General features: G+C 70.8%; 23 protein-coding genes. 13 read left to right on the forward strand and 10 right to left on the reverse strand.

Annotated features, from left to right (window positions below; all coding sequences use genetic code 11):
• Positions 1–81 precede the first annotated feature (81 nt).
• Positions 82–1665, forward strand: a complete 1584-nt coding sequence (locus tag ESP57_RS17335) for a DEAD/DEAH box helicase (RefSeq protein ID WP_129232376.1) — start codon at positions 82–84, stop codon at positions 1663–1665.
• A gap of 98 nt (positions 1666–1763) precedes the next feature.
• Here ESP57_RS17335 and ESP57_RS17340 read toward each other — a convergent pair whose 3' ends face one another.
• Positions 1764–2240 (reverse strand): MFS transporter, encoded by a 477-nt coding sequence (locus ESP57_RS17340; protein ID WP_129232377.1) that lies wholly within the window; start codon positions 2238–2240, stop codon positions 1764–1766.
• Positions 2241–2308: 68 nt separating this feature from the next.
• Here ESP57_RS17340 and ESP57_RS17345 point away from each other — a divergent pair, with 68 nt between their 5' ends.
• Positions 2309–2734, forward strand: a complete 426-nt coding sequence (locus ESP57_RS17345) for a MarR family winged helix-turn-helix transcriptional regulator (protein WP_129232378.1) — start codon at positions 2309–2311, stop codon at positions 2732–2734.
• A 30-nt stretch (positions 2735–2764) separates the two neighbouring features.
• On the opposite strand, the gene ESP57_RS17350 is transcribed toward ESP57_RS17345, so the two are convergent.
• Both ESP57_RS17350 and ESP57_RS17355 read right to left on the reverse strand, forming a co-directional pair.
• On the reverse strand, positions 2765–3640 hold the full coding sequence (locus ESP57_RS17350) for a PHP domain-containing protein (protein WP_129232379.1): 876 nt from the start codon (positions 3638–3640) through the stop codon (positions 2765–2767).
• Positions 3637–4590, reverse strand: coding sequence for a virulence RhuM family protein/type II toxin-antitoxin system death-on-curing family toxin (locus ESP57_RS17355; protein WP_115962067.1), 954 nt, complete (start codon positions 4588–4590; stop codon positions 3637–3639). Before ESP57_RS17355 ends, ESP57_RS17350 begins: the two co-directional genes overlap by 4 nt.
• A 203-nt stretch (positions 4591–4793) precedes the next feature.
• Between ESP57_RS17355 and ESP57_RS17360 the strand changes: the two genes are divergently transcribed.
• Both ESP57_RS17360 and ESP57_RS17365 read left to right on the forward strand, forming a co-directional pair.
• Positions 4794–5813, forward strand: a complete 1020-nt coding sequence (locus ESP57_RS17360; protein ID WP_129232380.1) for an endonuclease/exonuclease/phosphatase family protein — start codon at positions 4794–4796, stop codon at positions 5811–5813.
• A 50-nt stretch (positions 5814–5863) separates the two neighbouring features.
• A complete protein-coding gene (locus ESP57_RS17365; RefSeq protein ID WP_129232381.1) occupies positions 5864–7435 on the forward strand; it encodes an aminopeptidase P family protein in 1572 nt (523 codons plus the stop codon).
• A 175-nt stretch (positions 7436–7610) separates the two neighbouring features.
• Here ESP57_RS17365 and ESP57_RS18645 read toward each other — a convergent pair whose 3' ends face one another.
• Positions 7611–8354, reverse strand: a complete 744-nt coding sequence (locus ESP57_RS18645; protein WP_207904582.1) for a YflT domain-containing protein — start codon at positions 8352–8354, stop codon at positions 7611–7613.
• Positions 8355–8434: 80 nt separating this feature from the next.
• On the opposite strand from ESP57_RS18645, the gene ESP57_RS17375 reads away from it, so the two are divergent.
• The 6 genes from ESP57_RS17375 to ESP57_RS17400 are packed head-to-tail and all read left to right on the forward strand — an operon-like array spanning position 8435 to position 13122.
• Positions 8435–9763: a magnesium transporter MgtE N-terminal domain-containing protein gene (locus ESP57_RS17375; protein ID WP_115962058.1), complete on the forward strand. Its 1329-nt coding sequence runs from the start codon at positions 8435–8437 to the stop codon at positions 9761–9763.
• Positions 9750–10271 carry a DUF1003 domain-containing protein gene (locus ESP57_RS17380; protein ID WP_056014451.1) on the forward strand — a complete coding sequence of 174 codons (522 nt, stop codon included), beginning with the start codon at positions 9750–9752 and terminating at the stop codon, positions 10269–10271. The genes ESP57_RS17375 and ESP57_RS17380 overlap by 14 nt, the downstream gene beginning before the upstream one ends.
• On the forward strand, positions 10258–11451 hold the full coding sequence (locus ESP57_RS17385) for an Mrp/NBP35 family ATP-binding protein (RefSeq protein ID WP_129232382.1): 1194 nt from the start codon (positions 10258–10260) through the stop codon (positions 11449–11451). Before ESP57_RS17380 ends, ESP57_RS17385 begins: the two co-directional genes overlap by 14 nt.
• Positions 11452–11455: 4 nt before the next feature.
• Entirely contained in the window at positions 11456–12364 is a 909-nt protein-coding gene (locus ESP57_RS17390; RefSeq protein WP_129232383.1) for a hypothetical protein, read from the forward strand.
• 60 nt (positions 12365–12424) lie between these two features.
• Positions 12425–12712: a hypothetical protein gene (locus ESP57_RS17395; protein ID WP_056014460.1), complete on the forward strand. Its 288-nt coding sequence runs from the start codon at positions 12425–12427 to the stop codon at positions 12710–12712.
• Positions 12713–12744: 32 nt separating this feature from the next.
• Complete coding sequence (locus tag ESP57_RS17400) at positions 12745–13122, forward strand: hypothetical protein (RefSeq protein WP_115962049.1); 378 nt, start codon at positions 12745–12747, stop codon at positions 13120–13122.
• Positions 13123–13138: 16 nt separating this feature from the next.
• Here the strand turns inward: ESP57_RS17400 and ESP57_RS17405 are convergent, their stop codons facing one another.
• On the reverse strand, positions 13139–14683 hold the full coding sequence (locus ESP57_RS17405) for a pyridoxal phosphate-dependent decarboxylase family protein (protein ID WP_129232384.1): 1545 nt from the start codon (positions 14681–14683) through the stop codon (positions 13139–13141).
• Positions 14683–16074 (reverse strand): MFS transporter, encoded by a 1392-nt coding sequence (locus ESP57_RS17410; protein WP_056014469.1) that lies wholly within the window; start codon positions 16072–16074, stop codon positions 14683–14685. The genes ESP57_RS17405 and ESP57_RS17410 overlap by 1 nt, the downstream gene beginning before the upstream one ends.
• Positions 16075–16163: 89 nt before the next feature.
• Between ESP57_RS17410 and ESP57_RS17415 the strand changes: the two genes are divergently transcribed.
• On the forward strand, positions 16164–17714 hold the full coding sequence (locus tag ESP57_RS17415; protein WP_056014471.1) for a succinic semialdehyde dehydrogenase: 1551 nt from the start codon (positions 16164–16166) through the stop codon (positions 17712–17714).
• Positions 17715–17786: 72 nt separating this feature from the next.
• On the opposite strand, the gene ESP57_RS17420 is transcribed toward ESP57_RS17415, so the two are convergent.
• On the reverse strand, positions 17787–18179 hold the full coding sequence (locus ESP57_RS17420) for a sec-independent translocase (RefSeq protein ID WP_056014474.1): 393 nt from the start codon (positions 18177–18179) through the stop codon (positions 17787–17789).
• A gap of 90 nt (positions 18180–18269) precedes the next feature.
• On the opposite strand from ESP57_RS17420, the gene ESP57_RS17425 reads away from it, so the two are divergent.
• A complete protein-coding gene (locus ESP57_RS17425) occupies positions 18270–18902 on the forward strand; it encodes an O-methyltransferase (protein WP_056014478.1) in 633 nt (210 codons plus the stop codon).
• A 55-nt stretch (positions 18903–18957) separates the two neighbouring features.
• Here the strand turns inward: ESP57_RS17425 and ESP57_RS17430 are convergent, their stop codons facing one another.
• The 3 genes from ESP57_RS17430 to dapE all read right to left on the reverse strand — a co-directional run bounded on the left by ESP57_RS17430 (position 18958) and on the right by dapE (position 21632).
• Positions 18958–19131 carry a DUF3117 domain-containing protein gene (locus ESP57_RS17430; protein WP_067875042.1) on the reverse strand — a complete coding sequence of 58 codons (174 nt, stop codon included), beginning with the start codon at positions 19129–19131 and terminating at the stop codon, positions 18958–18960.
• 141 nt (positions 19132–19272) lie between these two features.
• Positions 19273–20505, reverse strand: coding sequence for a hypothetical protein (locus tag ESP57_RS17435; RefSeq protein ID WP_243648574.1), 1233 nt, complete (start codon positions 20503–20505; stop codon positions 19273–19275).
• A 26-nt stretch (positions 20506–20531) separates the two neighbouring features.
• Entirely contained in the window at positions 20532–21632 is a 1101-nt protein-coding gene (gene dapE, locus ESP57_RS17440; RefSeq protein WP_129232385.1) for a succinyl-diaminopimelate desuccinylase, read from the reverse strand.
• A 63-nt stretch (positions 21633–21695) separates the two neighbouring features.
• Between dapE and dapD the strand changes: the two genes are divergently transcribed.
• Positions 21696–22655, forward strand: a complete 960-nt coding sequence (dapD, locus tag ESP57_RS17445; protein WP_129232386.1) for a 2,3,4,5-tetrahydropyridine-2,6-dicarboxylate N-succinyltransferase — start codon at positions 21696–21698, stop codon at positions 22653–22655.
• The last annotated feature ends 84 nt before the right edge of the window (positions 22656–22739 follow it).

Consider the following 22739-nt stretch of genomic DNA (forward strand, 5'->3'; position numbering starts at 1 on the left):
TGGATCCGCAGCCGTGCGCCTGGAGTTGAGAACGGGGCGCGCATCCGACCGCCACCTCGAGCAACACGAACAGGCAGACTTTTGACCACATTCACCGACCTCGGCATCGCGTCCGACATCGTCGACGCCCTCGCCGGGAAGGGCATCATCGATGCCTTCCCCATCCAGGAACAGACCATCCCCCTCGCCCTCGCGGGCCAGGACATCATCGGCCAGGCCAAGACCGGCACGGGCAAGACCTTCGGGTTCGGCCTCCCGATCATCCAGCGCCTCGGCGACGACCCCGAGGGCGGCGTCAAGGCGCTCGTCGTGGTGCCGACCCGCGAGCTCTGCGTGCAGGTCACCGAAGACCTCGAGCTCGCGACATCCAATCGCCCGACCAAGATCGTGTCGATCTACGGCGGCAAGGCCTACGAAGGTCAGATCGAGCAGCTGAAGGCCGGCGCGCAGATCGTCGTCGGCACCCCCGGCCGCCTCCTCGACCTCGCCTCGCAGCGACTCCTCTCCCTGAAGAACGTTCAGGAGATGGTGCTCGACGAGGCCGACAAGATGCTCGACCTCGGCTTCCTCGCCGACATCGAGAAGCTCATGGCGCAGACGCCCGCGACCCGCCACACGATGCTGTTCTCGGCGACCATGCCGGGCCCGATCGTGGCACTCGCGCGCCGCTTCATGGTGCGCCCCATCCACATCCGCGCGACCGACCCCGACGAGGGCCTCACGCAGGCGAACATCAAGCACCTCGTCTACCGCGCGCACTCGCTCGACAAAGACGAGGTCATCTCGCGCATCCTGCAGGCCGAGGGTCGCGGCAAGACCGTCATCTTCACGCGCACGAAGCGCGCGGCGGCCAAGCTCGTCGAGGAGCTCAACGACCGCGGCTTCAACGCCGCTGCCGTGCACGGCGACCTGAACCAGGACCAGCGCGAGCGCGCCATGGCCGCGTTCAAGGCCGGCAAGAAAGACGTGCTCATCGCCACGGATGTCGCGGCGCGCGGCATCGACGTCGACGACGTGACGCACGTCATCAACCACACCATCCCCGACGACGACAAGGCGTACCTGCACCGCGTCGGCCGCACCGGCCGCGCCGGCAAGACCGGCATCGCCGTGACGTTCGTCGACTGGGACGACCTGCACAAGTGGGCGCTCATCAACCGCGCCCTCGAGTTCGGCCAGCCCGAGCCGACCGAGACCTACTCGTCGAGCCCGCACCTCTTCAGCGACCTCGACATCCCCGCCGGCACCAAGGGCCGCCTGAAGCCGTCGTCCGCGGTCGCCGCTCCCACGCGCTCCGCCACGGCCGGTCGCAGCGAGGGCCGCTCCGGCGGTCGTTCGGAGGGTCGTTCCGGCGGCCGTTCCGAGGGCGGTTCCGAGCGAGCGGATGCGGGCGCTGAGCGCGCACCCCGCACCCGCAGCCGTAACCGCACGCGCGGCGGCAAGCCGGCCGGCGAGACCGCGGGCGTCGTCGCCGAGTCCGCGCCGACCGAGGCCGCCGCAGCATCCGTTGCTCACGCTGCCCCCGCGGAGGCCGTTGCGGTCAAGGAGCCCGGCACGGGCACGCACGACGGCAAGGGCCACGAGCACCACGACGGCAACGCCGCTCCCCCGCGCCGTCGCCGTCGCCGCGGACCGCGCACCGGTGGCACGACGCCGCAGGCGTAACCCCGGCAGTCACGTTTCAGCGCCCGCTCGGCTTCGGCCGGGCGGGCGCTGTGCGTTGCCGCTGTGCGTTGCCGCTGTGCGTTGCCGCTCCGGAAGGTTCAGGACACCGAAGCAGAGGTCGGCGATTCGGTTCGCACGCGGTCGTCGTCGGGCGCGCTCTGCTCGCTCGAAGCGGTCGCGGTCGGCTGATACCTCAACGCCCACGCGGCCAGTGCGACGGCGAGGAGGATCGTGATCACCGCGAGCGGCACGTGCAGGGCGGGCAGCGAACGGAACCCGGCGAACGCCAGCAGCGACATGAGCGCGAGCAATCCGGTCGTCGCCCAGATCGGCCACAGCGGGGCCTGCCCGAGTCGTCGTGCGAGGATCGCGGCGACGATGCTCACGATCAAGGCGATGCCTGTGACCGTCGCCATCTCGCGATGCCATCCGAATGCCGACGACTGCCCGCCCATGAACAGGCCGGCGAGCACCGCCTGGCCGAACATGAGCAGGGCGGTGACCGTCAGTGAGATCCGCAGGAACCGCATCGGCCACCGGCGCGGTTCGCGGGCCGTTTCGTTAATGGAGGACATGATCGGAGCCTACTGAATAGATCCAAATGGATCAATTGCATTTGGATCGAATTTGAGAGAATCGAGCCATGAGCGATGACAGCGGGCAGGTCTCGATCGAGGTGGGGCTGCTGCTCCACCAGGTCTACTCACTGGCGACGCAACGACTGAACGACGCGTTGCGGCCGATGAAACTCACCAGCCGCCACGTCACGGTGATGTTCCTGATCCGAGATGGCGTGCAGACCCAGCGCGACCTCGTCGCGCGTCTGAACACCGACAAGACCGGCATGGTGCGTGTGGTCGACGACCTCGAACGGCTCGGCTACGTCACCCGAACGCCATCGACGCTCGACCGCCGGGTGACGATCCTCGCCCTCACGAACGACGGAGAAGACGCCCTCCGAACTGCGCAGCGGCACACCAAGCGCGTCTCGGCAGAGCTGTTCCACGCGGTGAGCTCCGACGAACTCGGCACGCTGAAGTCGATCCTGCAGCGCACGATCGCGCCATGATCGGCGTCTTGCTCCGCGGCGAGTGATCGGCTAAGGCAGCACGGGCGCAGACCCACGCCCCTCGGCGATGATCGCCTCGACGACATCGGGAGCAGTACGGCACTCGCCGAGCCGGTTCGGCTTGCCGGTGCCGTGATAGTCGCTGGAGCCCGTGATGCGCAGGCCGAAGCGTGCGGCGAGCGCCCGCAATCGCGGCTTCGCGTCCTCGCGGTTCTCGGGGTGGTCGATCTCGAGCCCGAAGAGGCCGGCCTCGACGAGCTGTTCGAGGCGCGCAGGCGGGATGACCCGCTCGGCGCCGCGGGTGCCGGGGTGCGCGAGCACGGGCACCCCTCCTGCCGCGCGGATGAGCCGCACGCCGGTGAGCGGATCGGGCGCGTAGTGCGGCTGCGCGTAGCCCGCACGCGGGTGCAGGATGCCGTCGAACGCCGCCGATCGCGTGGAGGCGTGGCCGCGGGCGACGAGCGCGTCGGCGATGTGCGGGCGCCCGATCGTCGTGCCCTCGACGGTCTGTGCGAGCACGTCGTCCCAGGTGAGCGCGTAGTCGCGTCCGATGCTGCGCACGATCGCCTCGGCGCGGGTGAACCGGGACTCGCGGATGTGCGCAGTCTCGGCGATGAGCGCCTCGTCGAGCGGATCGATCAGGTACGCGAGCATGTGCACGCTCGTGTAGCCCTCGCGGGTCGAGAGCTCCATGCCGGGGATGAGCGCGACACCCGTCTCGGACACGGCGGCGGCGGCTTCGGCCCATCCGCTCGTCGAGTCGTGGTCGGTGAGTGCGACGCCCCAGAGCCCGGCGCGCGCCGCCTGCCGCATGAGTTCGGCGGGAGCCTCGGTGCCGTCGGAGACCGTCGAGTGCGTGTGCAGGTCGGCTTCGCCTGCCGCGCCCCGGTCGTGGGCGCGATTCACGAACCCTCCCCCGCGAGCATCCGCATGAGCAGCGCGATCATGAGGTCCTTCTCCTTCGGATCGCTCATCGCGACCATGAGGGTGATCGCGGCGAGAGCGTTGTTCGTGATGCGCGGTCGCCCGAGGTCGTCGGCGAGCACGCCGTTGTGTGCAAGGAAGTGTACGAAGAGCGCGGCCGCGCTGCGCTTGTTGCCGTCGGAGAGGGGGTGGTCTTTCACGACGAGGTAGAGCAGGTTCGCCGCCTTGTCTTGAACCGTCGGGTACAGGTCTCGGCCGGCGAATCCCTGGTACACGGTTGCGACGATGCCACGCAGCGCGTCGCCACGCTCGCGGCCGAAGAGATGGTCATCGGGAAACTCCGCGCGCACATGGTCGATGACCGCCCGAGCGTCGGAATAGCTCAACGTCCAGGTCGGCGCATCACCGGCTGGCGGAACGATCGTGCCGTCGTCGTAATCCCTGAGCGTCTGGAGACCCGGTAGGTAACCCGAGAGCACGTCCGCGACGCCTGACACGAGCTCATCGGTCGAGCGCGCGAGCACACGTACGATTCGACCAATCTGCGTGAGCCGCTGCTCATTCAGTGCAACACCCTCGAGCACGTACCGGCGGAGCACCTGTGTGGCCCACTGTCGAAAGCGGACGCCCTCGGCTGACTTGACCCGATACCCGACCGAGATCACGACGTCGAGGTCGTAGTGGGCGACCAGATATGTCTTGCCATCGCTCGCAGTTGTTGCAAATTCTGCAACAACTGCCTCGCGCTCGAGTTCTCCGTCGGCGAAGAGGTTTCGGAGATGGCGGGAGATCGTCGACTTGTCACGGCCGAAGAGCTCGGAGATCTGGTCGGCAGAGAGCCACACGCTCTCGGCGTCGGTGCGCACGCCGAGTGTGATCGCGCCATCTGCAGACTGGTATAGCTCGATCTGACTCTGAATCGGATCGGTCATCCAGTCGCTCCCTTTCGGTCTTCGACGATCGCGCAATGGCACTCGCGTTCGGAATCCCGACGCCGACTCTCAGGCTATCGGCGACAGCCGACACGCGCTGCGCCTCGTATGCGGAACAGATACGAGTACGTCGAGCCACCTCACCGGCGACTCCCAGCGGCTCGACCGGCATCCGCTCGACTCGCTCGCCTAGGGTTGGTGGAATGCTCCCCCGCATCCTCGGCTGGGCCATCGTGCTCGGCACCGCCGCCATTGCGCTCGTGCTCGTGTGGCCGCAGGCCTTCGGCCTGCAGAACCAGTGGGTGGCTGCACACGTCGTCGCGCTGAGGGGCACCGCGGCCGCGGGGGGCGTGGTGGCACTGGTCGTCTTCCTGCTGCTCGCCCTCGTGCGGCCGATCCGGGTCTTCGCGTTCGCGATGGCGGCCGTCTTCGCACTCTTCGCCGCGGGCAACGTGGCAGTGCTGACGGCGCGCGGGTTCGGGGCATCCGCTGCCGATTCGGGTCCCGAGTCCGTGACGGTGCTCTCGTGGAACACGCTCGGCGAGGTGCCCGAGGCGTCGACGATCGCCGATCTCGCGATCGAGCGCGGTGCCGACATCGTCGTGCTGCCCGAGACCACCGAGCCGCTCGGCGAGGAGGTCGCGATCGCGATGCGCGAGGGCGGCAGCCCGATGTGGGTGCACACCGCCGCCTACGACGACATCGCGAAGGCACGGTCGACGACGATCCTGATCAGCCCCGACCTCGGCGACTACGACGTGATCACGCCCGAGGTCCCGGGCCCGCCCGGCAACACGAACACGGTGCCGAGCGTGGTGGCCGACCCGTCCGACGGCGACGGCCCGCGCATCGTCGCCGTGCACGCCGTGGCACCAATCCGGTGGGAGCTGCGCAACTGGCGCAGCGACCTCGACTGGCTCGCCGAGCAGTGCGCCGGCGACGACGTGATCATGGCGGGCGACTTCAACGCGACGGTCGATCACTTCGCCGGTCACGGCATCGATGGCGGCGACATGGGCCAGTGCACGGATGCCGCGGCGCAGGCCGGTGCCGCAGGCCTCGGCACCTGGCCGACCGACGTGCCGCCGTTCTTCGGCAGCCCGATCGACCATGTGATGGCAACGCCGAACTGGAGCGTCGAGGCGTTCGAGGTGCTCGAGGGCTACGACGACGCGGGCAGCGATCACCGGCCCATCGTGTCCACGCTCGTCGCGGCTGGCTGAGCCGCCGATGGCCTGATCCGACCATCAGCCGACGGTGCGAGAATGGTCGCATGGCCAACACCAGCGACACTTCCACGACCGAGACGACGTCGTCCGTCACGACCGCGAGCGAGGAGGGCGGCCGCAACGCGAACCGCTCGACGACGCCCGGCTCCGAGGGCTTCAAGAACTTCATCGGCACCGGCTGGGCCGAGCGCGACGAGACCCTCCCGCAGGCGCGTGAGCAGGCCTCCTTCGCCGCCGCCCGCCGTGCGAAGGTCTCGGCGGCGTTCACGGGCCAGCGACTCATCGTGCCCGCGGGCGACATGAAGCAGCGCGCCAACGACACCGACTACCCGTTCCGCGCGCATTCGGCATTCGCGCACCTGACCGGCTGGGGCTCCGACTCCGAGCCCGGGGCCGTGCTCGTCTTCGAGCCGACCACCGGCGGCCACGAGGCGACCGTCTACTTCCGCGAACGCGCCGGCCGCGACTCCGAGGAGTTCTACGCGAACCCCGCCATCGGCGAGTTCTGGATCGGCGCGCGCCCCTCGCTCGCGCACGTCGCCGCCGACCTCGACGTGGCGACCCGCGGACTCGAGGAGTTCGACCGGGTCATCGACGCCGTCGACACGGCGACCCTCGTGCTGCGCGAGGCCGATGCATCCGTCACCGAGCGCGTCGACCACGCCCGCATCCGCTTCGCGGCCGAGCAGGCGCTGTCGACGAACGCCTCCGACGCCCCGTTCTCGCTCGAGGTCGGCGGCTCGCACGAGCCCGACGCCGAGCTCGCCCGCGTGCTCTCCGAGCTCCGCCTCGTGAAGGACGCGTTCGAGATCGCCGAGATGCGAGCCGCGATCGATGCCACGCAGCGCGGCTTCACCGAGGTCATCGGCGAGCTGCCCCGCATCACCGCCGAGGTTCGCGGCGAGCGCGTCATCGAGGGCGTCTTCGCGACGCGCGCACGCCTCGACGGCAACGACGTCGGCTACGACTCGATCGCCGCCGCCGGCCCGCACGCGACGATCCTGCACTGGACCCGCAACGACGGCCCCGTCGTGCCCGGCGACCTCGTGCTGCTCGACGCCGGCGTCGAGATGGACTCCTACTACACCGCCGACATCACCCGCACGTTCCCGGTGAACGGCACGTTCTCCGAGGTGCAGCGCAAGATCTACGAGGCCGTGCGCGAGGCTGCCGATGCCGCCTTCTCGATCGTGCGGCCCGGCATCGTCTTCCGCGAGGTGCACGCCGCGGCGATGCAGGTCATCGCGCGCAAGACCGCCGAGTGGGGGTTCCTCCCGGTCTCGGCTGAGGAGTCGCTCGAGCCCGAGAACCAGTTCCACCGCCGCTACATGGTGCACGGCACGAGCCACCACCTCGGCCTCGACGTGCACGACTGCGCGCAGGCGCGACGCGAGATGTACCTCGACGGCGTGCTCGAGGCGGGCATGGTCTTCACGATCGAGCCCGGCCTGTACTTCCAGCCAGACGACCTCACGGTGCCCGTGGAGTTCCGCGGCATCGGCGTGCGCATCGAAGACGACATCCTCGTCACCGCCGACGGCGCCGAGAACCTCTCCGCCGGCATCCCCCGCACGGCCGACGAGGTCGAGGCGTGGGTGCGCGGCGGCGTTCGGTAGCGAGCGACCCGGTGGTCAGGCCGTCGACTTCGACAGTCGGCGCGCCTGCCGCCACGCCTAGAAGCGCGAGCTGACGCTTGACGAGCGCGGCGACCCGTTTCGCCCACGCGAACTCGGTGCCGAGGATCGCGAGCCTGGGAAATGCCCCGACCTCGAGAGACGGGACTTCAGGCTCTCAGCGCTCCGAGGCGGGCGGCTCGGCGGCCTTCGACGCCTCGGCGCCGTCGTCGTCTGACTGCGCTGCAGCGGATGCCGCGTCGCCGGCGTCGGCCGTCGGCGCGAGTTCCCCATAGCGCGGGCGAACAGGAGCCTGCGCACCCCGGGCCCCTTCGGCGGCGGCGCGCTTCGCGGCATCCGTCGCCTCGCCGTAGCTCAGCGGTCGCCCGCCGTTCTCGACCGGCAGGTTCGCGGCCGGGCGCTCGGGCGCCGGCGCGTCGACGCCGAGCACGCTGCGGGCCCGGTCGACGTGCGCGCTCTCGGCGATGATCGCGTACCTGGTCGCGAGCACCTGCCCGACCGAGGTGAAGTCGCGGCGGCGCCGGTTCAACGAGTACGAGACGACGCTGAAGATCATGCCGAACCCGGCGCCGATGAGCACCGCGGAGATGAGGATGCCGACCGAGGCGCCGGTCGGCGCGAAGATGAAGAACAGCAGGCCGAGGAAGGTGCCGAACCAGGCGCCCGACAGGGCGCCGGCGCCGGCGGCGCGGCCCCACGTGAGCTTGCCGGTGATGCGCTCGACGCTCGTGAGGTCGGTGCCCACGATCGCGAGCTCCTTCACGGGGAACTCAGCCTTGGCGAGGGCGTCGACCGCGGCCTGCGCTTCGGCGTAGGTCTCGAAGCTCGCCACCGTCTCGCCCTTGGGCAGGATCGGGTAGGCACGGCCGACTCGGCCACCGAACGGGGATTGAGTGCTCACCCGGCCATTCTCCCACGACGCGCACGCTCGAGGCCGGGAAGCGGGCCGCGCACGAGGCATCCGGGACTAAGTTGGTAGGCGTGAGCGCCACGAGAGTCTTCGTCGCCCGACTCGCCGGGTGCGCCGTCTTCGACCCCGCCGGTGATCGGGTCGGCAAGGTGCGCGACGTCCTCGTCGTGTACCGCAAGAGCGACCCTCCGCGCGTCGTCGGTCTCATCGTCGAGATCCCCGGCAAGCGCCGCGTCTTCCTCTCGATCGGCCGGGTGACCTCCATCGGTGGCGGCCAGATCATCACGACGGGTCTCATCAACCTCCGACGCTTCGAGCAGCGCGGCGGCGAGGTGCGCGTCATCGCCGAGATGCTCGGTCGCAAGGTCGCCTTCGTCGACGGTTCGGGCACGGCCTCGATCGAAGACGTCGCGATCGAGGAGCTCGAGCCCGGCGAGTGGCAGGTCGACCAGCTCTTCGTGCGTCGCCCCAAGGGCGCTTCCCCGTTCTCGAAGGGTCAGTCGGCGTACGTCACCTGGCGCGAGGTGCGCGAGGTGAACCCTCCGGGTGAGGCGCAGTCCGCCGAGCACCTCATCGCGTCGTACTCCGAGCTGAAGCCCGCCGACCTCGCGAACACGCTCCTCGACCTTCCGGCCCAGCGGCGCCAAGAGGTCGCCGAAGAGCTCTCCGACGACCGCCTGGCCGACGTGCTCGAAGAGATGCCCGAGTCCGACCAGGTGGTGATCCTCGCCGGTCTCGGCGACGACCGCGCCGCCGATGTGCTCGACCACATGCAGCCCGACGACGCCGCCGACCTCATCGCGCAGCTCCCCGAGGGCCGCGGCGAGCACCTGCTCGAGCTCATGGAGCCCGAAGAGGCCGACGACGTGCGCTTCCTGCTCTCGTACGGGCCCGACACCGCCGGCGGCCTCATGACCCCCGAGCCGATCATCGTCTCGGCCGATGCCACGGTGGCCGAGGGTCTCGCGCTCATCCGTCGCCACGACCTGCCGCCCGCCCTCGGTGCGGCGGTCTGCGTGACGCTGCCGCCGTACGAGCCGCCGACCGGGCGATTCCTCGGCATCGTGCACTTCCAGCGCATGTTGCGCTACCCGCCGCACGAGCGGCTCGGCACGCTCATCGACCAGGGCCTCGAACCCGTGCGCGCCGACACGTCAGCCGCCGAGGTCAGCCGCATCCTCGCGAGCTACGACCTCGTCTCGGTGCCGGTCGTCGACGAGAAGCATCGACTCGTCGGGGTGGTGACGATTGACGACGTGCTCGACTACCTCCTGCCCGATGACTGGCGAAGTCATCCCGAAGATACCGAGGTGGGGCGCCGCGCAGCCGCGCGAGCCCAGCTGACGACGGGGAGTATCCCCATCTCGAACGGAAGGAGGGCAGGAGATGGCACGCGCTGACGCAGACGACCGGCGGTTCGACACCCCGAAGGGCACGCGCCGCGCCCCGTCCTTCCGGGGCTCGGGCGACAGCGACCGATTCGGTCGCTTCACCGAGCTGGTGGCCCGCGGTATGGGCACGCCCGGATTCCTGCTGGCCCTCTCGGTGTTCGCGATCGGCTGGATGGTCTGGAACACGTTCGCACCCGAGCAGTGGCGCTTCGACTCGATCGCGATCGGCTTCACGGCCCTCACGCTCGTGCTCTCGCTGCAGGCGTCGTACGCCGCGCCCCTCATCCTGCTCGCGCAGAACCGTCAAGACGACCGCGACCGCGTGCAGATCGAGCAGGATCGCCAGCGCGCCGAGCGCAACCTCGCCGACACCGAGTACCTCGCCCGCGAGGTCGTGGCGCTGCGCCTCGCGATGAAAGACCTCGCGTCGCGCGAGTTCATCCGCTCGGAGCTGCGCTCGATCATCGAGGAGCTCGACCGACGCGACGAGGAGGACGCGGAGCATGCCGGCCGCTGACCACGCCGCGGTCGACCCGGCCGCCCTCGAGACCGCCGTTCGCGCGGCGCTCACGGGCGTCATCGACCCCGAGATCCGAAAGCCCATCACCGAGCTCGACATGGTCGACCGCGTCGTCGTCGGCGACGACGGCCGCGTCGAGGTCGGCATCCGCCTGACGATCGTCGGATGCCCCGCCTCCGACCGCATCGAACGTGACGTGCGGCAGGCGACCGAGACGGTCGTCGGCGCCGGCAACGCCGAGGTCGTGCTCGGCGTCATGACGCCCGAGCAGCGTGCTGCGCTCACCGAGCGCCTCCGCGGCGGCAAGGCGGCGCGCGGCAACCCCTTCGGCCCGGGCAGCCTCACCCGGGTGATCGCGGTCACGAGCGGCAAGGGCGGCGTCGGCAAGTCGACGATCACCGCGAACCTGGCCGTCGCGCTCGCCGCCCGCGGCTTGTCGGTCGGGCTCGTCGACGCCGACGTGCACGGCTTCTCGATCCCGGGGCTCGTCGGGCTCGTCGACGAGTCGGGGCTCGCTGCCCGGCCCACCCGGGTCGACGACATGATCCTCCCGCCCGTCGCGCACGGCGTGAAGGTCATCTCGATCGGCATGTTCGTCGAACCGAGCGAAGCGGGTGGGCGCGCGTCATCCGTCGCCGTCGCGTGGCGCGGACCGATGCTGCACCGCACGCTCTCGCAGTTCCTCACCGACGTGTACTTCGGCGACCTCGACGTGCTGCTCGTCGACCTGCCGCCCGGCACGGGCGACGTCGCGATCTCGCTCGGGCAGCTGCTGCCGAACGCCGAGGTCGTCGTCGTGACGACTCCGCAGCCCGCAGCGGCCGACGTCGCGGAGCGCTCGGGCGTCGTGGCGCGCCAGACCGGCCAGAAGATCGTGGGCGTCGTCGAGAACATGGCCGGCTTCGCGCAGCCCGGCGGCGAGATCTTCGACCTCTTCGGCGCCGGCGGCGGCGAGATCGTCGCCGAGCGGCTCTCAGCGGGTCAGCCCGCACCCGTGCCGCTGCTCGCGAGCGTGCCGCTCAGCGTCGCCCTCCGTCGCGGCGGCGACGACGGCATGCCGGTCGTGCTCGCGGAGCCCGACGATCCCGCTGCCCGTGCGATCGAGCAGGTCGCGGCGCAGCTCGCCGCCGTGCCCCGCTCGCTGGCGGGGCGACGACTCGACGTGACGGTCCGGTGAGCGGATGTCGCGCGCCCGCCTGACCCGCCGGCTCGCGACATCCGTCATCGCCGTCTTCGCGGTCGCCTCGATGGCGTTCGGGCTCTCCGCATGCGGTCCACTGGCCCGGATTCCCGCAGCCGAGCTGCCCGAGGGCCTCTCCGCGCGCGTGCAGCAGGGTCGCCTCGACATCGAGGCGCACCGGCTCGTCGTGCGCATCGAGAACGGCGGCGACGAGCCGGTGACGGTCGAGCGGCTCGAGGTCGACTCGCCGACGCTCGCTCCCGGCATGGTGCGGAGCGACCCGTTCGAGGTCGGGCCCGGCGACGCACTGCAGATCCGGCTCCCGCTGTCGGCGAGCGAGTGCGGCGACGGTTCGACGGTGCCCGATCCCGAGGCGACGATCCTGCTCGAGGTGGCGGTGCCCTCGGGCCGGGCCTCCGGCGAACTCACCGCCGACGATCCGCACGGCACGCTGGCGCGCGTCGCGAACGCCGACTGCCTCGCCGAGTCGGTCGAGCGCGTCGCCGCGATCGAGATGCCGGAGCATCTGCGCACGACGGGCACCGGCGCCGAGCAGCGTGCGTTCATCGACGTCGAGGTCGTGCCCGCGGCATCCGATGCCGACGCCGACGCCGCGGGCTCGTTCGTGATCGACCGCGTGTACGGCACCACGCTGCTGAACGCCGAGGGCGGCGTCGACTGGCCGCTCGGCACCGAGGTGGCGGTGGGCGGCGACCCGCTGACGATCACCCTCCCGGTGAGACCTGCCCGCTGCGACGCCCACGCGATCGCCGACGACAAGCGCGGCACGATCCTGCCCTTCGAGATCCGCACGGCCGACGGTCGCGAGGGTCGGCTCGACCGATCGTCGGGCGACGCGCTGAAGGCCGAGCTCTACGCCTACTACGGCGAACGCTGCGGGCTGGAGTGACCGGCACCGCGTGACGCCTTCGCACCGGTGCGGCCGGGGTTCGCTCGATAGAATCCCGGCATGAGCACCCCGAATCCATCCCCTGCCGCGCTCTCCGACGAGTCGCGTGCCCAACTGCTCAATGCCGAGGTCGCGAAGTACGCGCAGCGCGGCTGGACGGTGCAGTCCGTCGCCGCGGGCCAGGCCGTCGTCTCCAAGAACAAGCGCATCGGCTGGTTCTGGAACCTCATCCTCGTGATCCTGACCGGCGGCCTGTGGCTCATCTACGTCGTCTACCGGGCGCTCAATCGCAAGGTGCAGACGGTCGTCATCACGGTCGACCCCACGGGCAGGATCCGTACGACCTGAGGTGCGACCACCGCCTTCGGTAGCCTCGAAGCATGACGACACCGGCTGACTGGATCGAGCATCGTCGCGGCGACGGTGAACTGCTCGGGTGGATGCGCCCCGACGGCGAGGGCTTCGTCGTGATCGACCTCCTCGGTCGGCCCCTGACCGACGCGCTCGACTGGCTGAGCGCCGAAGAGACGCTCGAGGAGACGGGAATCGGCTACCTCGCCGACCTGTACGAACTGCGGCTCGACGACGGCACGTGGCTTCGCGTGCGCATCACCGAGGTCTCGTCGACCGCGGTGCGCGTGAAGAAGGACGACTTCGGCGCCATCGACGCGCCCGCGATCGAGCACGTGGTGCCGTTCCCGATCACCGGCCAGTTGCGCCCGCTGACGGGCGAGCGCGCGTTCATCCTCGACGCCTGATCGACTGACGAGGCGCTCAGGAACCGGGGGCCGGCTCCACGACCCGGGCGAGCAGCTCCACGAGCAGACGCTCGGTGAGCTGCGGCGGCAGCGCACCGACGAGCGCGAGCACCGGGGCGAGCCGGTCGGGCAGCGCACCATCGGCGCCGGCAGCCTCGTCATCGGCAACGGCACCCCCGAGCAGCCCGAACGCTCGCAGCAGGCCCGCAGCGCCCTCCGAGTCGAGGCCGGCGGATGCCCCGGCGAGCGCGTCGAGGCCACCGGGCAACGTCTCAGCCAGCCCGGCGACGAGCGCACGACCGTCGACGGGTGGCACGCCCCGCACGACATCGGCGGCGGCGACGAGCGCCTTCGACAGTTCGCCGATCACGGCCTCCGTCACCGGCGTCACCGTGAGGTGGGTCGTGTGGGGCAGTCGCGTGCCGTCGGCCTGGGTGAGCGCGGGCTGCAGCTGCAGGTGCCATCCCGATGCGCGCGCGGCATCCGCCCAGTGGTGGGGGTCGACTCTCCGGTCGGCCGGCACCGACTCGTCGACGGCGACCGCGAAGAGCGGGCCGGTCGGCGTGCCGACGATCTTCAGCCCGTCGATGCCCGCGACGACGCCGCGCAGCGCATCGGTCGCTCGCGCCGCCTGCGCGGTGAGTCCGGCGAAGCCCTCTTCGCCGAGCGCCTCGATGATCGACCAGGCGGCGGCGAGGGGCCCGGCGGGCTTCGAGCCGGTGAGCGTGGGGTTCACGACCGGGTACCCCGGCCAGGCGGTCGTCGCGAAGTACTGGAACCGCTGGCGGTCGCGGCCGCGCGTGAGCAGCACCGAGACGCCCTTCGGCGCGTACCCGTACTTGTGGAGGTCGGCGGAGAGGCTCGTGACGCCGGGAACAGCGAGGTTCCACGCGGGCAGCTCGTCGGGCCAGAACGCGAGGGCGAAACCGCCGATGCAGGCGTCGACGTGCAGCGCGATCCCGCGCGGGCCGGTGATCGACGCGACATCCGCGACCGGATCGAGCGCCGCGAACGGATAGGACGGCGCGCTCACCACGACGAGCGCGACGTCGTCGCCGAGCCGCTCCTCGATCGCGGCGGCGGAGACGACGCCCGTCAGCGGGTCGACCGGCACGAGGTCGAGCTCGAGCCCGAAGTACTCGGCGGCCTTGTGGAATGCGGCGTGCACGGTGACCGGGGCGACGATGCGGGGCACGCGCGGGCTGCCCGCTCGCACCGATCGCCAGAGGTCGCGTGCCGACTTCACCGCGAGCAGGCAGCTCTCGGTGCCCCCCGAGGTGACCGACCCGACGATGTCGTCGTCGCCCGCGCCGCCGAGCACGCGTCGCGCGAAGCCGACGACGCCGGCCTCCATCGCGGCGACCGAGGTGAACGTCGTCGGGTCGAGTCCGTTCACGGGCTGCACGAGACGGGCCGCGCCGGCGGCGAGCTCGTCGAGCTCGGCGAGGCCCGAGTCGTAGACGTACGAGAGCACCCGGCCACCGTGCGTCGGGGCGTCGAGGGCGCGCATCGCCTCGAGCTCGGCGAGGATCTCGGATGCCTCGCGGCGGAAGTGGGTCATCATGCCACCGTCTCTGCGGTCGTGGCGGCGGCATCGGCTTCGATGTCCGCGCGTCGGAGCGGGTACTTGCGCAGCGCCACGAGGCTCGCGGCGACGAGCAGCGCGGGAATCGCGCTGAAGCTGATCGCGATGCCCGCGATCGCGGCCGGAGACTGGGTCACCGTCTGGGAGCCGATCGACTCCACGTAGCCGGTCAACGCGAGCACGATCGTGAGGACCGTGGCGCCGAGCGCCATGCCGGCGGTCTCCCCCGCGGTCCAGACGCCGCCGAAGCTGCCGGCGCGGCCGATGCCGTGCGTGCGGGCGTCGTGCGAGATCACGTCGGGCAGCATGGCCATCGGCAGCGACTGCATGCCCGCGTAGCCGGCGCCGGCGAGCGCGACGGGCACGTACACCCACGCGCCCGGCGCCCAGATCATGCCGACCAGGGTGAGGGCGGCGATGCCGAAGAGGGTGCTCGCGAGGGCGAACCCGCGCTCCTTGCCCACGCGGCGGGCGATCGCCTGCCAGACGGGCGCGAAGAGCACCGCCGGGCCGATGAGCGCGACGAAGAGGTAGGTCACCGCGCGCTCGTCACGGAGCACCCAGGTCGCGACGAACTGGGCGCCCGCGAGCATGAGCCCCGTCGCGAGGCCCTGCAGCACGAATGCCGCGAGCAGCGCGCGGAAGGCGGGGCTGCGCTTGAGGGCGGCGAAGCCCTCGGCGTACCCGGCGCGGATGTCGCGGCGCGGCGCGGCATCCGTCGACGGACTGGGCACGGGCGCACCGGCCTTCGCCGCCGTCGAGGTCGCGACGAACATGCCCGCCCCGATCACGAGGCCCGCGACGATCGCCATCACGAGGTAGCCCGTGTGCTCGTCGTCGAACGCCGCACGCACCTCTGGGCCGCCGGCGCCGAAGAGCAGGATCGCGATCGTGAGCACGACGACGCGCCAGGTCAGCAGCCGCGTGCGTGCGTCGTAGTCGGCGGTGAGCTCGGCCGGGAGTGCGATGTAGGGCACCTGGAAGAGGCTGAACGCCGTCGCCGTCGCGAGGAAGGCCAGGAACACCCAGATGCCGGATGCCCCGGGGTCGAGGCCCGCCGGCACCGCGAACGTGACGATGAAGCCGACGGGCAGCGCGAGGGCACCCACGATCATCCACGTGCGACGAGTGCCGGTGCGCGCGAGGGCGCGGTCGCTGCGCTCGCCGATCCACGGGTCGATCACGACGTCCCACACCTTGGCGGCGGTCACGACGAGTCCCGCGACGAGCGCCGTCACGCCGAGGGTGTCGGTCAGGTAGTACACGAGCACGAGACCGGGCAGCGTGGCGAAGCCGCCCGTGCCGATGGAGCCGATCGCATAGCGGGCCACGACACCGCGGGAGAGGGGACGCACCGATGCGGTCATGGAGGCAGTGTACTCACCTGTCGGCACGCTTCGGACCGCGAACTGGGTCAACTGACCTAGAACTGGGTCGACTGTCCTAGACTGTGCGCATGCGCGCCCCCACGGCCTCCCCCGACCTGTACGCGAGCCTCGCCGACGATGTCGTCGCCTCCGGCTCCGAGACCATCGCCGTCCCGACCCCCTCGACGGGCGAGACGCTGCACGAGCTGCCGCGATCGAGCGCCGACGACGTGCTCGACGCGTTCGCCCGCGCGAAGCTCGCCCAGCTCGCGTGGGCCCGTGCCGGCTTCGCCGAGCGCCGCCGCGTGCTGCTGCGGGCGCACGACCTCATCCTCGAGCGACGCGAGATGCTGCTCGACCTCATCCAGCTCGAGAGCGGCAAGACCCGCGGTCAGGCCTTCGAGGAGATCTTCGAGGCCGTCTCCGTCACCCGCTACAACGCGCTCGCCGCCCGCAAGGTGCTGCACGGTCGACCCATCCGCTCCGGCCTTCCGACCGTGGCGACGAGCCGGGTGCAGTTCCGGCCGAAGGGCGTCGTCGGCGTCATCACCCCGTGGAACTTCGCGCTGAGCCTCGCCGCGATGGACGTCGTGCCCGCCCTCGCCGCCGGATGCGGCGTCGTGCAGAAGGCCGACGACCAGGGTGCGCTCTCGATCCTCGCCCTCCGTCGCGCCTACATCGATGCCGGCGTGCCCGCAGCGCTCTGGGCCGTCGTGGCGGGCCCGGCCGCCGAGGTCGGCGAGGCGCTGACGGATGCCGCGGACTACATCTGCTTCACCGGCTCGACGGCGACCGGCCGGAAGATCGGCGAGAAGGCGGGCCGCCGTCTCATCGGCTCCTCGCTCGAACTCGGCGGCAAGAACGCCCTGCTCGTCCTCGACGACGTCGACCCCGCAGAGGCCGCGGCGAACTCCGCGCACGCCGCGTTCTCGGCGATGGGCCAGCTCTGCGTCTCGGTCGAGCGCATCTACGTGCACCAGAAGGTCGCGGGCCCGTTCCAGCGGGCGCTCGTCGAGCGACTGCGGTCGGCCAAGCTCGGCTCCGGCCTCGACTTCAGCGCCGACTTCGGGTCGCTCGCGAGTGCCGCGCAGCTCGAGCGGGTGCAGGCGCACCTCGACGACGCCGTCGCGAAGGGGGCCGTCGTGCTCGTCGGCGGCACGCACCGGCCCGACATCGGGCCGTGGTTCTTCGAGCCGACGATCCTCACCGGCGTCACTCCCGACATGGACGTCTACGCCGAGGAGACCTTCGGCGCGATCGCCTCGCTCTACCTCATCGACAGCGACGACGAGGGGGTGCTCGCGGCCAATTCGAGCGAGTACGGCCTGAACGCCGCCGTCTTCACGTCATCCGCCGGGCGTGCGCGCCGCGTCGCGGACGCCCTCGACGCCGGCAGCGTCAACATCAACGAGGGATACCGCGGCTCGTTCGCATCCGTGGCGGCACCGATGGGTGGCGTGAAGCAATCGGGCCTCGGACGCCGCAACGGCGAGGCGGGACTCCTGCGCTTCGTGGAGCCCGTCACGATCTCATCGGTCACCGGGCTCCTGCAACTGCCGCGCACCGCGAAGGAGTACGAGCAGAAGGCTCCGCTTCTCGTGCTGCTCGCGCAGGCGCTGAAGGTGCTGCGGCTGCGCTGAGCGCCCGGCACGAGGCATCCGCTCACCGCCGCGCGTGCCTCTGGGCGGCGCAGGCGACGTCGAGCGGGCGGCTCAGGTCGCTTCGGAGTCGAACGGCGCGGGTTCGTCGGCGCCGAGCGCGTCACGCTGGCGCTTGCGCTGCAGGTAGGCGGAGTTCTCGTTGACCGATGCCCGGGCGACGACGGGCGCCGGCGCCTCCTCGGCGAACGGGTCGACGTCGGTGAGCGCCTCGCGGATGATGCGACGCGGGTCGTACTGACGCGGGTCGAGCTTCTTCCAGTCGACGTCGTCGAAATCGGGGCCCATCTCGTCGCGCATGCGGTCTTTCGCGCCGTTGGCCATGTCTCGCAGTGATCTCACCAACCGACCCAATTGCGCGGCGTAGTGCGGCAGCCGCTCCGGCCCGAGCAGGAAGACAGCGATCACCCCGATGATGAGGAGCTTCTCGAACGTCAGACCGAACACCCCTACAGGATAGTGGGCGGCGAGGCGTGCAAACGCCACTGCGTGTTCACCGTAGGCTGAGGGCTGAGAGATCCATCCGGGAGCCGCCACGTGTCCGATCACGACCTGAACTGGAAGTACGTCGACGACTCGGTCGCCGTGACCGAGTCGATCGCCAAGGCCCGTCAGCAATCGCTCGAGCTCGGCGTCGAGCCGGTCTCGCCCGCCGTGGGCGCGCAACTCGCCGTGCTCGCCGCCGCCTCGCGCGCCCAGTCGATCATCGAGGTCGGCACCGGAGTCGGCGTCTCGGGCCTCTGGATGCTCCAGGCTGCCCGCAGAGCACTGCTCACCTCGATCGACACCGAGAACGAGTACCAGCAGCATGCGCGCCAGCATTTCGCCGACGCCGGCATCGCCGCAGCGCGAGTGCGACTCATCGCCGGGCGTGCGAGCGAAGTGCTGCCGCGCATGAACGAGAGCTCGTACGACATCGTCTTCATCGACGCAGACGCGCCGTCGGTCATCGAGTACGCCGAGCACGGACTGCGCCTCGCGAAGCCCGGGGGCATGGTCCTCGTCGCACGCGCCCTCTGGAAGGGCCGAGTCGCCGACCCGGCTCGCCGCGACGAATCGGCGAGCGCCTACCGCACCCTCATCTCGGAGCTCTCGACCTCGACCGCGGTCGCGACGGCGATCTCGCCAGCCGGCGACGGGCTGCTGCAGATCGTCAAGCTCGGCGTCTGACGCCGGAAACGACTCGAGCCCCGAGAGTATCGGGGCTCGATTCGAGTGATGTGACTCAGGCGGGATTCACGACGCCGCCGAGGACGTCGTACAGCTCCTTGGCCTCAGCATCGTTCACCGAGACGACGAGGCGCCCGCCACCCTCGAGTGGAACTCGAACGATGATGAGTCGACCCTCCTTCACAGCCTCCATTGGCCCGTCTCCGGTGCGTGGCTTCATGGCCGCCATTGAGCTCCCCTTTCGTGGCTGAGATTCCATTATCTGCTAACACAGGCGGCGCTGGGAAATCGCCGCGAGCCTGTGGACAAGCCGATTGACGACTTCCCACAGACGGAGGGCATCCTCCGATAGCCCGGATTCCCCTTCCCATCAGGGAGGCGTCCAGTCGCGGCCGTCGATCCCCCATGCGATGAGCAGCCATCCGAGTTGCAGCACGATGGAGAGCGCGACCATCCCCCAGCGGTACCAGCGCGCCCGTGGCCGGGCCATCGCGCCGACGAGCGGGAACATGGGCGCGAGCAGCCGGAACGTGCTCGACTGCGGGAAGAACACCGCGAGCAGGTACAGCGCGTAACTCGCGAGCCAGAGTCGCAGGTCGACGCCGAGCCGGCGGACCGCCGGCAGGAAGAGCGTGATCGCGAAACCGACGATGAGCGCGATGACGACGATCGGGCCGAGCGGCTGGCCGAGCCACCAGTCGGCCGACTGGAACCACGCCGTGAACGGCACGAGTTCCTGGTAGCCGATGTACGCCGAGCGCCACGCGAGTTCCGTCGCCGTGTACCCGTGCAGCTCCCCCGTCGCCGCCCAGACGACGCCGGGCCAGGCGAGGCCGACGAGTCCCGCGAACACCGCGACGGATGCCGCGAGCACGCGTTCCCGCATGGGGAACGGGTCCGTCCGCCGTGAGAACCACCGCCACAGCCAGTGCAGGCCGAGCGTGAGCGCGAAGGCGAGCGCACCGGGCCGCGTGAACGCCCACACGGCGAGCACGGGCACGAGCCATCCGTACCGCCGATCGACGAGCAGCAGCAGGGCGAGCGAGAGCCAGAGCAGGCCGAGGGATTCGGCGTAGCCGAACTGCATGATCGGCGAGACCGGCGCGACGCAGAACAGCACGACGGCGAAGAGGGCGCGGTCGGGCTCGAGGAAGCGCGACATGAGTCGGTACGTGACGAGAGCGGCCCCGAGGCCCGCGGCGAGAGACACGACGACGGATGCCACGTTCCACGGCACCCCGAACGAGCTCACGAGGCCGACGAGCATCGGGTAGACGGGCAGGAATGCCCATGCGTTCTCGGCGACCTGCCCGGCCTCGGTCAACGGAAGGTCGGCCGGGTACCCGCCCAGCCAGATGATCTGGTACCACCGGGCGTCCCAGAGATTCGCGTACTCGAAGTAGCCCGGGCGAGCCTGGGTCCACGGATTCGACCCCTGCAGGCTCGCCATCACGAGCACCATCGTCGTGGTGATCGCGCGTGCACCGAGGAAGACCAGGGCGACCTTCGCCCACCACGGGGCGATCCGCCAGCGAACGCGCGGCGACCAGCGCGTCGCGCGGAACGGGTCGGGTTCGCGCACCGCGGCCGACGACGTGGTCATTGGGGTCCTCGCTCGCGCCGGGCCGCTCAGGCAGTGGCGCCGGTCAGCCAGGCCCGCAGCGCGACCTCGGTGTGCACGATCTGGGCGACGTCGACACGTTCGTCGTCGGCGTGCGCCTTGAGCGGGTCGCCGGGGCCGAAGTTCACCGCCGGGATGCCGAGGGCGCTGAAGCGCGCGACATCCGTCCAGCCGTACTTGGGGCGAGCCTCGGCGCCGACAGCGCGCACGAACTGCTGCGCGAGCGGGTCGTCGAGCCCGGGCCGGGCGCCCTCGGCGCTGTCGACGATCGCGACCTCGAAGCCGTCGAAGAACTCGGTGACGAAGGCGGATGCCTCGGCGACGCTGCGGCTCGGCGCGAAGCGGTAGTTGACCGTGAGCACGGCCTCGTCGGGGATCACGTTGCCCGCGATGCCGCCCGAGACGAGCACGGCGTTCAGCCCTTCGCGGTAGTCGAGCCCGTCGACCTCGACGGTCTCGGCCCGGTACTCGGCGAGCTTCGCCAGCGCCGGTGCGAGCTTGTGGATGGCGTTGTCGCCGACCCAGCTGCGCGCCGAGTGCGCCCGCAGCCCGGTGGTCCAGACCTCGGCACGGAGCGTGCCGTTGCAGCCGCCCTCGACCTGCCCGTTCGACGGTTCGCCGAGGATGGCGAAGTCGCCGGCGAAGAGGTCGGGGCGGTTGCGCGAGAGCCGCCCGAGGCCGTTGAGCGAGGAGGCGACCTCCTCGTTGTCGTACCACATCCAGGTGAGGTCGACGATGGGGTCGGTGAGCTCGAGGGCGAGCTTCAGCTGCACTGCGACGCCCGCCTTCATGTCGACCGTTCCGCGGCCCCAGAGGTAGTCGACGCCGTCTTCGGTCTCGAACCGGGTGGGCAGGTTCTCGTTGATCGGCACGGTGTCGATGTGTCCGGCGATCACGACCCGGCGTTCGCGGCCGAGGTTCGTGCGCGCGACGATCGTGTCGCCGTCGCGGATCACCTCGAGGTGGGATGCCCCGGCGAGCGCCTGCTCGATCGCGTCGGCGAGCCGCGACTCGTCGCCCGACACGCTCGGCGCATCGCAGATCGCCTGGGTGATGGCGAGGGAATCGGCGGTCAGGTCGAGCGTGAGCGGTGCGGCGGCGGGAGGCATGCCCACCAGTCTACGAACGCATCGGAACGTCACACCTTCACTCGCGCTCGCTACCCTTGGATCATGCCCACGAACGACGTCGCGTCCAGCCCCGCCCGCCTCGCCTCCGCAGCAGGTCTCGCGACCGTCGCCGCCGACGGCAGCGTCCTCGACACGTGGTTCCCGGCACCGGTGCTCGGCGACGCAGACGCCGCTGCGCCGCTCGCGGCCGAGCACCTCGCGCTCGCCGGCGCCGACGAGCGCCGCACCGTCACGGTGGAGGCCGTCACGGTGACGATCGACCTCGACGCCGCTCCGACCGGCACGAGCGACGCGTACCTGCGTCTGCACGTGCTCTCCCACCTGCTCGCAGCGCCCAACACGGTGAACCTCGACGGCATCTTCGCCCACCTGCCCGCCGTGGTCTGGACCAACGCGGGTCCGGTGCATCCGACCGACTTCCACCGCCTGCGCCCCGCACTGCAGCGTGCCGGCATCCACGCCGTCAGCGTCGACAAGTTCCCGCGCCTGCTCGACTACGTCACCCCCGATCGGGTGCGCATCGCCGACGCCGCCCGTGTGCGCCTCGGCGCGCACCTCGCGCCCGGCACGACCGTCATGCACGAGGGATTCGTGAACTTCAACGCCGGCACACTCGGCGCCTCGATGGTGGAGGGCCGCATCTCGCAGGGCGTCGTCGTCGGCGACGGCTCCGACATCGGCGGCGGGGCCTCGATCATGGGCACCCTGTCGGGCGGCGGCACGCAGCGCGTCGTCATCGGCGAGCGCGCGCTCCTCGGCGCGAACTCGGGTATCGGCATCTCGATCGGCGACGACAGCGTCGTCGAGGCGGGCCTCTACGTCACCGCCGGCACGAAGGTCGTGCTGCAGGGCGGGCCGGGCGAACGACCGAACACCGTCAAGGCCGTCGTGCTCTCGGGAGTGCCGAACCTGCTCTTCCGACGCAACTCCCTGAACGGCCAGGTCGAGGCGCTCTCGCGCTCTGGCGAGGGCGTGCAGCTGAACGCCGCACTGCACGCGTAGCACTCGCGACCGCGCAGCTCCGGTCTCGCGGATCCGCCCACATCACAGCCCTGCAACGACCGGGTCGAAGGGCCCGTCCTCTCG

The organism is Agromyces fucosus (genome assembly GCF_004134865.1).
Lineage (GTDB): Bacteria > Actinomycetota > Actinomycetes > Actinomycetales > Microbacteriaceae > Agromyces > Agromyces fucosus.

What these genes read in the sequence shown, in the direction of transcription:
- ESP57_RS17435 (WP_243648574.1), bottom strand. Translation starts at nt 20,505, where the DNA reads ATGACCACGTCGTCGGCCGCGGTGCGCGAACCCGACCCGTTCCGCGCG.
- ESP57_RS17405 (WP_129232384.1), bottom strand. Translation starts at nt 14,683, where the DNA reads ATGACCCACTTCCGCCGCGAGGCATCCGAGATCCTCGCCGAGCTCGAG.
- ESP57_RS17400 (WP_115962049.1), top strand. Translation starts at nt 12,745, where the DNA reads ATGACGACACCGGCTGACTGGATCGAGCATCGTCGCGGCGACGGTGAA.
- ESP57_RS17390 (WP_129232383.1), top strand. Translation starts at nt 11,456, where the DNA reads ATGTCGCGCGCCCGCCTGACCCGCCGGCTCGCGACATCCGTCATCGCC.
- ESP57_RS17430 (WP_067875042.1), bottom strand. Translation starts at nt 19,131, where the DNA reads ATGGCGGCCATGAAGCCACGCACCGGAGACGGGCCAATGGAGGCTGTG.
- ESP57_RS17360 (WP_129232380.1), top strand. Translation starts at nt 4,794, where the DNA reads ATGCTCCCCCGCATCCTCGGCTGGGCCATCGTGCTCGGCACCGCCGCC.
- ESP57_RS17385 (WP_129232382.1), top strand. Translation starts at nt 10,258, where the DNA reads ATGCCGGCCGCTGACCACGCCGCGGTCGACCCGGCCGCCCTCGAGACC.
- dapE (WP_129232385.1), bottom strand. Translation starts at nt 21,632, where the DNA reads ATGCCTCCCGCCGCCGCACCGCTCACGCTCGACCTGACCGCCGATTCC.
- ESP57_RS17395 (WP_056014460.1), top strand. Translation starts at nt 12,425, where the DNA reads ATGAGCACCCCGAATCCATCCCCTGCCGCGCTCTCCGACGAGTCGCGT.
- ESP57_RS17415 (WP_056014471.1), top strand. Translation starts at nt 16,164, where the DNA reads ATGCGCGCCCCCACGGCCTCCCCCGACCTGTACGCGAGCCTCGCCGAC.
- ESP57_RS17380 (WP_056014451.1), top strand. Translation starts at nt 9,750, where the DNA reads ATGGCACGCGCTGACGCAGACGACCGGCGGTTCGACACCCCGAAGGGC.
- ESP57_RS17410 (WP_056014469.1), bottom strand. Translation starts at nt 16,074, where the DNA reads ATGACCGCATCGGTGCGTCCCCTCTCCCGCGGTGTCGTGGCCCGCTAT.
- dapD (WP_129232386.1), top strand. Translation starts at nt 21,696, where the DNA reads ATGCCCACGAACGACGTCGCGTCCAGCCCCGCCCGCCTCGCCTCCGCA.
- ESP57_RS17340 (WP_129232377.1), bottom strand. Translation starts at nt 2,240, where the DNA reads ATGTCCTCCATTAACGAAACGGCCCGCGAACCGCGCCGGTGGCCGATG.
- ESP57_RS17345 (WP_129232378.1), top strand. Translation starts at nt 2,309, where the DNA reads ATGAGCGATGACAGCGGGCAGGTCTCGATCGAGGTGGGGCTGCTGCTC.
- ESP57_RS17355 (WP_115962067.1), bottom strand. Translation starts at nt 4,590, where the DNA reads ATGACCGATCCGATTCAGAGTCAGATCGAGCTATACCAGTCTGCAGAT.
- ESP57_RS17365 (WP_129232381.1), top strand. Translation starts at nt 5,864, where the DNA reads ATGGCCAACACCAGCGACACTTCCACGACCGAGACGACGTCGTCCGTC.